Origin of the sequence: Fundicoccus sp. Sow4_F4, from assembly GCF_052116145.1 — a bacterium.
Taxonomy (GTDB): Bacteria; Bacillota; Bacilli; order Lactobacillales; family Aerococcaceae; genus Fundicoccus.
The window spans coordinates 1-11458 of the sequence record NZ_JBQKLQ010000015.1 but is presented as its reverse complement, the minus strand read 5'-3'; the positions used below and the strand labels follow the sequence as shown (position 1 = coordinate 11458).

The window sequence follows — 11458 nt, the reverse complement described above, 5'->3', positions numbered from 1 at the left end:
GGATCATTTTCGGCTGATTTTACTAAACTTAATTCTAATTGTTCCACTCGGAGTTAGAGTGGTCACGTTAAAGTTTTAATTGTCCCACTCAAATCTTGAATGGGCTAATTAAACTGAACACATGAGTCACATGAGTCATATGATTCATTCGATCAATTGTGTCCCATGGTTAGTGTCATACTATCAAAGAAACTAATAACTTAATCTTGAATAGATTCTCTATCAACTAGCCTAATTCTGTACATTAATGATTGACATATAGTCACAAGGATTGGCTAGTGTTTTTTCTAATTGTTTTTTAAAACCCAACACTAAATGATGTGTTGTTAAAATGAATTTTATGTTTAAAAGCAGTCGGAACAGTGATGAGACCACAATATGTTGGGTTTCAATTGTGGTATTAGCACTATATGGTGCGTTTATTTACTTGCTTAGTCAAAGGAATCTGTTATCATTATTAAGTGAGTTATTTCTAAAGGGGCGAAGTGAAAATGTTAGTTGTGTTTATGTCTTTGACGGGTCAAACGAGAAAGTTTGTTAAAAAACTAGGCTGGCCAAGCCTGGAAATTACGCTCGACAATGCCTTTACTGAAGTTGACGAGCCTTTCATTTTCGTAGCGCCGACCTATGAAACCGAAGCGACAGATATAATCGGAGATTTTCTGGAGACAGGAGCTAATCGAAATTATCTGAAGGGTTTTGCAGGCAGTGGTAATTTGAATTTTGGAAAATTGTATTGTTTTACGGCTAAAGATTACAGCCGTGATTACAAGGTGCCTTTACTCCATTTGTTTGAGTTTCAAGGAACTCCAAATGATATTGAACAATTAAAAAAAGAGGTGGAACAACTTGGATAAACCAGTACTTGCTACTAAAGCAACTGAAGTTACTTATTTTAAATTAAACAATGAATTGAACCGACCGGTTGATAACCAGATTCCTTTACATAAAGATCGCGAGGCAGTGCGTGCCTTCTTCTTAGAACACGTCAATCCGAATACGGTATTCTTTTACACATTAGACGAGAAGATTCGCTACTTAATTGATCAAGACTACTTAGAATCCGACTTTATTGAAAAATATAATCGTACCTTTATCAAAGACTTGATTTCAAGCACTTATGACATGCGCTTTCGTTTTACATCCTTTATGTCGGCTTTCAAATTTTATACACAATATGCCTTGAAAACGAATGACGGCAAACGCTACTTGGAAAGATATGAAGATCGTATAGCCTTTACGGCACTCTTTTTAGCCGATGGCGATACACAATTAGCCACCCGTCTACGTGATGAGATGATTGCTCAAAGATATCAACCAGCTACACCAACTTTCTTAAATGCTGGCCGTAAGCGACGTGGTGAATTGGTGTCTTGCTTCTTAATTCAGTTAACTGATGATATGAACAGTATTGGTCGTGGGATTAACTCCGCCCTACAACTGTCAAGAATCGGTGGCGGGGTCGGTGTGAATTTATCGAATATTCGTGCAGCTGGTGACCCAATCAAGAAGATTGAAAATGCATCAAGCGGTGTAGTGCCGATTATGAAGTTATTAGAAGATAGTTTTAGCTACTCTAATCAACTGGGGCAAAGAAACGGTGCTGGCGCTGTTTACTTGAACGTTTTCCACCCAGATGTGGTGTCTTTCCTATCAACTAAAAAAGAAAATGCGGATGAGAAAATACGTGTGAAAACTTTATCACTAGGATTGACGGTGCCAGATAAGTTTTATGAATTAGCTGCTAAAGACGAGATGATGTATTTATTCAGTCCTTATGATGTCGAGCGTATTTACGGCAAGCCATTTTCTTATGTTGATATTACCAAGGAATACGATCAATTAGTCAATAATCCTGAAATTCGCAAGTCGAAGATATCTGCACGCGAATTAGAAAATGAAATTAGTAAGCTACAACAGGAGTCGGGATATCCTTATATCATCAATATCGATACGGCCAATCGTGAAAATCCGATTGACGGCACAATTACGATGAGTAACTTATGTTCGGAAATTCTACAAGTCCAAGAGCCTTCACTGCTGAATAATGCCCAAGAATATGAAGTTTTAGGAACCGATATTAGCTGTAACCTTGGTTCAACGAATATACCTAATATGGTTCAATCACCAGATTTTGCGGCTTCTGTTGAAACAGCGGTGCGCGGCTTGACTTACGTGACAGATCATTCAAGTATTGATGCGGTTCCGACCGTCAAGAATGGTAACGACCAAGCCCATACTATTGGTTTAGGTGGCATGGGCTTACATACCTTGTTTGCGATCAACCAAATGCACTATGGTTCACCAGAATCGATTGAACTAACAGAAGCCTACTTTTATGCCTTAAATTATTACTCTCTACTCGCTAGTAACAAAATAGCGCAAGAAAGAGGACAGAGTTTTAACAACTTTGAGAATTCAGCTTATGCTTCAGGGGCATATTTTGACAAGTATGTTGAAAATCCCTTTGTGATTACTTCACCGAAAGTGGCTGAAGTGATGGCGAAAGTGGCGATGCCGACGGCCGAAGATTGGGCCGACTTGAAAGAAAAAGTACAAGCCAATGGCTTGTATCATCAAAATCGATTGGCGATTGCGCCGACAGGTTCGATTAGTTACGTCAATGAAACGAGTGCGAGTCTACATCCGATAACGCGTTTGATTGAGGAGCGTCAAGAGAAGAAAACTGGGAAAACTTACTATCCGGCGCCTCAATTGTCGAATGAGACGATTCAATATTATCAATCGGCTTACGATATTGATATGCGAAAAGTAATCGATGTTTATGCGGCGGCACAAAAGCATATCGATCAAGGAATGTCGCTGACATTATTCATGCGCTCGGAAATTCCAGAAGGCATGTATGAATGGAAGGATGGTCGTACGAATAAAATGACGACGCGTGATCTGAATATTCTGCGTCATTACGCTTGGAAGAAGGGCATTAAATCAATTTATTATGTCCGTACCTTCACAGATGATGGCGATGAAGTGGGCAGTAACGCTTGCGAAAGTTGTTCAATTTAAAAGAAGAGGTGTCAAAATGAGCTTAGAAAAGACCTTAGCGAAGGCTGGCTATAATGCCATCAACTGGAACGAAATTGAGGACATGATTGATAAGTTGACTTGGGAAAAGTTGACCGAGCAGTTCTGGCTGGATACGCGCATTCCTCTGTCGAATGACTTGGATGACTGGCGTACACTGACGGCTGCTGAAAAAGACATGTTAGCGAAAGTATTTGGCGGTTTAACGCTGCTAGACACGCTACAATCCGAAGATGCGATTGAGCGCTTGCGCTTGTCGACGCGGACACAACATGAAGAAGCGGTTTTAAATAATATTCAATTTATGGAATCGGTGCACGCGAAAAGTTACTCATCGATCTTCAGTACCTTGAATACTAAAGCCGAAATTGAACAAATTTTTAACTGGACGAATACTAACGAAGTGATTCAATACAAGGCTTTAAAAATCAATGACATTTACCAAAACGGAAGCGATTTGCAGGCCAAAGCAGCTAGCGTTTTATTGGAATCCTTCCTATTCTACTCAGGCTTCTTCGCGCCTTTGTACTTTTTAGGTAATAATAAATTGCCTAACGTGGCTGAAATTATCAAGTTAATCATTCGTGACGAGTCGGTCCATGGGACTTACATCGGCTACAAATTCCAAATCGGCTTTGACAAGCTGCCGGAAGACGAGCAAGCAGAATTGAAAAACTGGGTGTATGAAGTCTTGTTCGACTTATACCAGAATGAAAGCAAATTTACTCAGATGTTATATGACGGCGTTGGCTGGACGGAAAAAGTCAAAGTCTTTATCCGCTACAATGCGAACAAGGCCTTGCAGAACCTTGGCTTTGATCCACTGTTTCCTGATACTGCTGACGATGTCGATCCAATCGTGATGAACGGAATTTCAACCGGCACCAGCAACCACGACTTCTTCTCGCAAGTGGGGAATGGTTATTTACTGGGTGCGGTCGAAGCCATGTCAGACGACGACTATACTAGGTGGCTATAATAAAATTGCTCAGTGCTCAACCAGCACTGGGCTTTTTTTCTTGCCAAAATATGACCGCCAGTCAGCTGGCGAAGGAAGACTCGCGGTCACCAATGCATAACCTTACGTTCGTTGTTTCAATTCCACGAGACTCACCAATTTTCTTCACTAAAATCCTAAAAGCAAAAGGTGACCTTCACTCTTAGCTCAAAAGGATTAAAGATATCTGTTCGCTTTTATATAATCATCAAGACACTTACATAGGCTGGCGTTAGAACAAGGCTCACAGTGCGACCAGGACAATCCTCACAACAGCAAGCGGACCAAGTCGTCAGCCTAGCTATCAGACCTTAGTCTGAACTTTGGAGTAATTACTTTATCTGTCGTAGTAAACGTGTTACAATTACTACAACAGATGGAGTAAAAGACAATTGGATGAAAAGAGGTGGCGGGTTGATATCAAGTGATGTCATGCGTGGCTTTCATGATTTGCTGATATTAAGTTTATTAGCGGAAGGCGATAGTTATGCTTACGAGATTGGGAAAGAAATTAAATTACGAGCGGCACAGATGTATCAATTGAAAGAAACCACACTCTATTCTGCCTTTGCTCGGCTTGAAAAAAATGGATGGATTTCTTCATATGATACTCAAGAAACCCACGGTAGAAAACGGGTAAACTACACCATCACTTCCGCCGGACGCCAAGAGTTCAAACGTCGCAAGGAAGAATGGTCACTAATAAAAAGCTTGATGACACAATTCATCTAAAAACAGGAGGCAAGAAAATGGAAGTTTTCAATACTTATTTAAATAATATATTTGCAGCTTACCAGGAAACCGAACAAGCTCTTAGACTCAAAGAATCGCTATTAATGACCATGGAAGAAAAATATCGTGACTTGACATTGGAAGGCTTGTCCCATGATGCGGCAGTCGGAAAAGTCATGAGCGAATTTGGAACGATTGATGAACTGGCGGACGAATTAGTATTGAAAGAGCGAACGACTGAGGATAAATTAAGCGCCAAAGACGAAGAAATAATCGAAGAATATCAACTGTTTATGAAAGATTATTCGATGAAGTTCGCGGCAACGATAGCATTATTAATCTTGCCATTAGTCATTACCATTGTGTTACGTCAATGGGGCGGAGGAATCGTAGCGGGAATCGGTTTTTTAGTCAGCGGCGCCATCGCACTCTTTTTCTTCCTATCACTGATCAATCAACACGAATATTACATGAAATATTTCAGGTCACGGGAACTACTTCAATTTTTAGACCCTGGGGAAGCCGAAAAAATATTAAAAGACAAAGCCCCTCGTCACAATAGAAATGATAATCTTTGGGCAAAAATTAGAAGCAACATTTGGCTCGTCGCAGTCGCAATTTATTTAGTAGCCGGCACATTTTTCAATATGTGGGGGACCGCATGGGTTATCTTCCCAATCGTAACAGCGCTTTTAGCTTTCGACTAAGGGCTATCAATTCAATTAAGTATTGATTTTTTGTATAATGAAGTTAGGACTGAGACATAAACACACTTGTGACTCATTAGGGAGAAAAAGAAAGAAGGAAGATTCATGAATATGAAAAATTTCCGTCTAACATCAGTTGCTTCAGTCATTTACATGGTGCTTGGTGTTCTATTTAATTGGTGGGGAACTGCTTGGGTAATTATCCCTGTAGCGGCTGTCATTGACCAATATTTAGTACGCGACACACAATAAAACTAGAAAATGATACAGCGCTGGAGCTAGAATGCTTTGGGGCTGTATTTTGTACAGATAAGGGCTTTTAATCGTGTTTAAAAAGCGGTCTGTGTATAATAAAAGTATGACTATGGACTAAGAAGGAGAGTGAAAGAGATGTATAAGAAACTAATGATGCTGATGTTAGCTACTGTTGCATTAGTGGGGTGTGGCACTGACTCAACGAGTTATCAAGAGACACAACCTTATGTACGTGAAGCTGAGCAAATGGCGATGGATTCGTCTACGGAACAAACGCAGACTGGTCAAGAAACAACCGATACTCAAGCGTTGATTTATACAGCAAGTGTCGAGTTACAGACAATTACTTATGAAGAAACGAAAGCGGCTTTGTTGGAGGCAATCGAATCTGGAACAGCGCAAGTACAGTTCCAAGACGAATATACGCAAACCTACTATGATAACCGAACAAGTTCTCAAAGTGATGAGCGTTTATATACCTTATCCTTGACCTTAAGAATTCCGCAAGATGATTTCGAACCGTTTTTAGAAACATTAACGAATGGTGAAATCGGAGAGTTATTAAGCACATCACGTGGCTCACAAGATGTCACGATGTCAATTCGTGATTTAGATATTCGTTTAGAATCCATCAATGCTCGAGTAGAGCGGTTAAATGAATTATTAGATGAAGCTCAGAATATCTCAGATATTATTGAAATTCAAAACAGTCTAGATGCGGCAATTTTAGAACGCGATCAATTATTAGCTGAACAACAACATCTAAACGATCAAGTCAGCCGTTCGACCATCACTGTGACCTTAAGAGAAGTGTTGGAATTAGAAGAAGGAGGCAGCCAGCGTTCATTCTGGGATGACCTTGTCAGAGCATTTGCTCAAACAGGCTACCGTGCGATTGATGTTTTACAGCAAGGGATTTTATCGCTAATTTTCATACTGCCTTACTTATTGTTTATCGTGATTCTTTACTTGATTTACCGTTATATTATCAAACCTGTTTTTAAAGCGGTCGGTTTACGTAATCCATTCAAGCGAAAAAACAAGAAAAAAGCAATAGACGAAGAGGTTCACACTAACGATAAACTGAACTAATATCTTTCATTACAAATGAATAGTAGTATTGGGCTTTAAAGATTTTTGAAAAAGGTGTAAGATAGAAGTGAAGTTAATAAGTTTATGGAGGAATACACACAATGGATATGTTTACAAGTTTGTCGCAAAAGATTGAAGGCAAAGGCTTAAAAATTGCTTTTCCTGAAGCAAATGACCGTCGAGTTCTAGGTGCGGCAATTCGTCTTAAGACTGATGATTTAGTGGAGCCAATTCTAATAGGTAATCCAACTGAAATTAAAGAATTAGCGGATGCTAACAACTGGCTAATTGATCAATTAACGATTTATAATCCAGAAGAATATGATCAATTTGACGACATGGTAGCTTCATTCGTTGAACGTCGTAAAGGTAAAGCAACTGAAGAGCAAGCACGCCAAATGTTGAAAGACAAAGCTTACTTTGGTACAATGTTAGTTCACATGGATATTGCAGATGGTATGGTGTGTGGTGCTGTTTACGCAACGGGTGATACAGTAAGACCAGCTTTACAAATTATTAAAACTAAACCAGGTGTATCACGTACAAGTGGTGCATTCATCATGGTTCCACCTCAAAGAGATGGCCAAAAATTAGTATTCTCTGACTGTGCGATTAACATCAAACCTGATGCTCAAGCATTAGCTGAAATCGCAGTAGAAAGTGCTAAGACAGCTGAGTTATTTGATATTGAACCACGTGTTGCTTTATTAAGTTTCTCTTCTCATGGTTCAGGAAGTTCAGAAGATGTTGACCGTGTAGTTGAAGCAACGCGCATTGCGAAAGAATTAGCTCCAGAATACGAAATTGACGGTGAATTACAATTTGACGCTGCATACTCAGAAGTTGTAGCAAGACAAAAAGTGCCAAACTCAACAGTAGCAGGACGCGCAACAGTTTATGTATTCCCAGAAATCCAATCAGGTAACCTTGGTTACAAGATTGCACAACGCTTAGGTAACTACCAAGCAGTTGGACCAATCTTACAAGGTTTAAACAAACCAGTTTCTGACTTGTCTCGTGGTTGTGTGGAAGAAGACGTTTATAACGTTACAATCATTACAGCGAACCAAGCAATCCAAGCTTAATCAGTTTTATATTCCTATTAAAAACAGCCAGCCTCATTTATGAGTGCTGGCTGTTTTTGTAATTTGGCATCAAATAAAGAAAAGGGGATATATATTGCTGTAAGCTTGTCTGAGTATAGGTTCCAAATGTTAATTTTAACAATTTAATATAGTCAACGTGTTGACTCACGAGTCGATCCGGCAGGTTAAACCAGATTATTATTAACACTCGAGGCAATTAAATCACAAGGAAGTACTGGTTATATTCATTTCACTAACCCCATCAAGTCCATCAAGTTTACCCATGGGTTAAATAAGGACATTTACAAGCAAAAGACCAAAATAAAAAAGAAATCCTACTGAACTGTAGGGACCCCCTGAACAACCAGCAAGCACAAGTCCATTCCAATAAAAAAAAGACCTTCCGGAGAAGGTCAAAAGCGAGCAATGATAAGGATTATTCTGTATCTTCGATGACTTCAACTTGTTCTTCAGCTGCTTCGTCTTCAACAGTTACATCTTCTTCGACAACTTCATCGTCGGCCGGAATAATTGTAATTGGAATTTGATCGATTGTTCCGAAATACCATTTAATATCGTCACCTTCAACTAAAGTTTGAGAAACTACTCCCATTTCAGCCATTTGGTCATTTAATAAGTATACCCAAGTTTCGCCGGTTTCGTAATCGTTAGTAATGCCATCGATAACATCAATTACGCCGTCTTCTTCATTAAATGTGAACTCTAAACCTTCAGCAGCTTCCATTGCGCCAAGTACATTCATACCATCTTCAAACGGAACTGAAAATTCACCTAAAGTCTCTTCAGTACCAGAAACTACAAGCGACAAAGTAATAGCTGTTTCGTCAGCGTCCTCAGATTCTTCGACAGATTCTGATTCTTCGACAGATTCACTTTCACTCGTTTCGCTTTCTGTAGATTCAGAAACTGATTCCGTAGTTTCTTCAACAGACGAAGTCTCTTCTACCGCAGAACTTTCTGTATTTGGCTCTTCTGCTTCATTCCCACAAGCAACTAGAATAGTTGCTAATAATGGAAGTGTAATTAATTTTAAAAATTTCTTCATGCATGTCGACCTCCAATCGATTCTATGTTATAAAGTTAGCAATAAATCGGCTAAAAGTCAAATGATTAGCAGTCTTGACACAATTTTAATATAATGATTATATAGTATGATGTGTGAATTACCCATACAAATGAAATTGACATGAAGGAGGAAAAAACCGTGAAGCTTTTATCGGTTAATTCTTCACAGGAAACCCAATATTTGGCAGCAGAACTAGCAAAAGTATTGCAACCAGGCACGGTTGTATTATTGGATGGACCTCTAGGTAGTGGGAAGACTACATTTACCCAAGGTTTGGGAAAAGCGTTGGGTATTAGACGTGCAATAAAAAGCCCAACTTATACCATTGTGAAGGAATACTCAATCGAAGGGGATAAGCCCTTAGAATTGATACATATAGATGCTTACCGTTTAGAAACCGGAGGCGCAGATTCAATTGATTTACATAGTTATTTAAGACCAGATACCGTTGTTTTCATCGAATGGTCAGAATATATTGCAGACTATTTACCAGAAACTTTTATCAAAATAGGATTTGTACCGCAGAATGAGTTGACCGCGCGACAAATTGAAATCACCGTACACGGAGAAAAAGAAGCCAAGAAATATGAACAGTTAGTGGCAGAGTGGATGAAAAATTGGGAAAGGAATGAATCGGAAAATGCATTCGTATAGGGACTTTCGACACGAAGATGATATGCACGAAATAGATACGATTATTCGGCAAGCAGAACCAAATGATGCTCGCGCCTTGATTGGCTTAACACAACAAGTTGGTAAAGAAACGAACTACTTAACATTCGGATCAGAAGGCGTTGGTTTAACCGTTGCGCAGGAAATGGACTTAATTCATACCTTTGCAACCTCAGAAACGAATCTGATGTTGGTCGTCGAAGTGGACGATCAAATTATTGGCATGGGAAATTTAGCTACTTTTGGTAGTCAAAAGCAAGCCCATGTAGCTGAGATTGGATTAAGTCTGATCCAAGAATATTGGGGCTACGGAATTGGTGGCCTTTTGATGGAAGACTTATTGGATTTCGGTAGACAGGTTGGCTTAAAAGTCATTACTTTAGAAGTTGTTAAAGATAATCGACGAGCGGTTAAGTTATATGAACGCTTCGGTTTCGAAATAGTTGGCACACTTAAACAACGATTAAAATACAATTGCAATTACTATGATTCATATGTAATGGAATTGCTATTATAATAAGGGCATATAGTTAAAAGCATCCTAAGTTATTAAAAGGCAATTATTCAGATTGTTACCTTTTCTTAACTTGTGGATGCTTTACTTTATTGACATCTTTCACTAGAATAGTAAAAGACTTAACAATGTGCGAGAGGGATTGACTCATGAATTATCAACAACTATCAGTTTTATATCCAACAATAAAAATCCAATACAATGATGCCTTAGCAAATTATACTTATACAAAAACAGGCGGTAAGGCCGATGTCACAGCCTTTCCTAAAACGGTTGAAGAAGTAAAGACAATCGTTGACTGGGCACGTAATCAAGAGGTGCCTTTAACTATTCTTGGTAATGCAAGTAATTTAATTGTGCGTGACGGTGGTATCCGCGGTATTGTCATGATTCTAACTGACTTAGACTCAGTAGCTGCAACGGAAGACGGAAAAATTATTGCAGATAGTGGCGCTCGTTTAATCGACGTGAGCTACCGCGCCTTAACTGAAAAATTAACTGGCCTAGAATTTGCATGCGGTATTCCAGGTAGTATCGGTGGCGCTGTTTATATGAATGCGGGTGCTTACGGTGGTGAAGTAAAAGAAGTGATTACATCAGTTGATGTGATTACACGAGACGGCGAATTTAAAACTTTAACCAATGAAGAATGTGAATTCAGTTACCGTCACAGTATTTTCCAATCAAGCGCAGACATTGTGCTAACTGTTACTTTCCAATTAACTGACGGCGAACCAATTGCCATTAAAGAAGAAATGATGCATTTAACAGAATTACGCGAAGAAAAACAACCTTTAGAATACCCATCATGTGGGAGTGTCTTTAAACGCCCAGTTGGTTATTACACAGGTAAGTTAATTCAAGATGCTGGTTTACAAGGTTACCGTATCGGAGGCGCAGAAATTTCTCGCAAACATGCGGGCTTCATCGTCAACGTTGACCATGCGACAGCAACTGACTATACAGATATGATTGAATTTATTCAACAAAGAATCTGGGAACTTAATAAAGTTGAATTAGAACCAGAAGTAAGAATTATCGGTGAAAATCCAGAAATAACGGAAAATTAAATAATATGATGACAAGAAAAGGTGGACGTTGGTCTGCCTTTTTTTTATGTGTAAGAAATGTTATATTTAAGCTTAATTTACTATCGCTCTCTAAAATAGGGACGATACAATGTCCACCTTTTGACGAATAATTCGTGCTTTTCGCTCTAATTATCCCACTCGAAAGTTGAGTGGGACAATTAAAACTTTAACGTGCCCACTC

At 39.1% G+C, this 11458-nt stretch carries 12 protein-coding genes; 11 read left to right on the top strand and 1 reads right to left on the bottom strand.

Features of this window, described 5'->3' with window-relative positions; translation table 11 throughout:
• Nucleotides 1–491 precede the first annotated feature (491 nt).
• The 8 genes from nrdI (at nt 492) to pta (ending at nt 7913) form a co-directional block, all read left to right on the top strand.
• Nucleotides 492–857 (top strand): class Ib ribonucleoside-diphosphate reductase assembly flavoprotein NrdI, encoded by a 366-nt coding sequence (nrdI, locus tag ACTQ5J_RS13345; protein WP_441753713.1) that lies wholly within the window; start codon nt 492–494, stop codon nt 855–857.
• A complete protein-coding gene (gene nrdE, locus ACTQ5J_RS13340; protein ID WP_441753712.1) occupies nt 850–3027 on the top strand; it encodes a class 1b ribonucleoside-diphosphate reductase subunit alpha in 2178 nt (725 codons plus the stop codon). The genes nrdI and nrdE overlap by 8 nt, the downstream gene beginning before the upstream one ends.
• 16 nt (nt 3028–3043) lie before the next feature.
• Nucleotides 3044–4024: a class 1b ribonucleoside-diphosphate reductase subunit beta gene (gene nrdF, locus ACTQ5J_RS13335; protein WP_441753710.1), complete on the top strand. Its 981-nt coding sequence runs from the start codon at nt 3044–3046 to the stop codon at nt 4022–4024.
• Nucleotides 4025–4456: 432 nt separating this feature from the next.
• Complete coding sequence (locus ACTQ5J_RS13330; protein ID WP_441753708.1) at nt 4457–4774, top strand: PadR family transcriptional regulator; 318 nt, start codon at nt 4457–4459, stop codon at nt 4772–4774.
• Nucleotides 4775–4791: 17 nt separating this feature from the next.
• A complete protein-coding gene (locus tag ACTQ5J_RS13325) occupies nt 4792–5481 on the top strand; it encodes a permease prefix domain 1-containing protein (RefSeq protein ID WP_441753706.1) in 690 nt (229 codons plus the stop codon).
• Nucleotides 5482–5586: 105 nt separating this feature from the next.
• Nucleotides 5587–5733, top strand: coding sequence for a hypothetical protein (locus ACTQ5J_RS13320; RefSeq protein ID WP_153831162.1), 147 nt, complete (start codon nt 5587–5589; stop codon nt 5731–5733).
• A 138-nt stretch (nt 5734–5871) separates the two neighbouring features.
• Nucleotides 5872–6828, top strand: a complete 957-nt coding sequence (locus tag ACTQ5J_RS13315) for a DUF4349 domain-containing protein (RefSeq protein ID WP_441753704.1) — start codon at nt 5872–5874, stop codon at nt 6826–6828.
• Nucleotides 6829–6929: 101 nt separating this feature from the next.
• Nucleotides 6930–7913: a phosphate acetyltransferase gene (gene pta / locus ACTQ5J_RS13310; protein ID WP_441753702.1), complete on the top strand. Its 984-nt coding sequence runs from the start codon at nt 6930–6932 to the stop codon at nt 7911–7913.
• Nucleotides 7914–8349: 436 nt separating this feature from the next.
• Here the strand turns inward: pta and ACTQ5J_RS13305 are convergent, their stop codons facing one another.
• A complete protein-coding gene (locus tag ACTQ5J_RS13305) occupies nt 8350–8979 on the bottom strand; it encodes a DUF4430 domain-containing protein (RefSeq protein WP_441753700.1) in 630 nt (209 codons plus the stop codon).
• A 159-nt stretch (nt 8980–9138) separates the two neighbouring features.
• On the opposite strand from ACTQ5J_RS13305, the gene tsaE reads away from it, so the two are divergent.
• From tsaE to murB, 3 genes are all read left to right on the top strand, one after another.
• On the top strand, nt 9139–9654 hold the full coding sequence (gene tsaE / locus ACTQ5J_RS13300; protein WP_441753698.1) for a tRNA (adenosine(37)-N6)-threonylcarbamoyltransferase complex ATPase subunit type 1 TsaE: 516 nt from the start codon (nt 9139–9141) through the stop codon (nt 9652–9654).
• Nucleotides 9641–10189, top strand: coding sequence for a GNAT family N-acetyltransferase (locus tag ACTQ5J_RS13295; protein WP_441753696.1), 549 nt, complete (start codon nt 9641–9643; stop codon nt 10187–10189). Before tsaE ends, ACTQ5J_RS13295 begins: the two co-directional genes overlap by 14 nt.
• A 146-nt stretch (nt 10190–10335) precedes the next feature.
• Nucleotides 10336–11256: a UDP-N-acetylmuramate dehydrogenase gene (gene murB, locus ACTQ5J_RS13290; RefSeq protein ID WP_441753694.1), complete on the top strand. Its 921-nt coding sequence runs from the start codon at nt 10336–10338 to the stop codon at nt 11254–11256.
• The last annotated feature ends 202 nt before the right edge of the window (nt 11257–11458 follow it).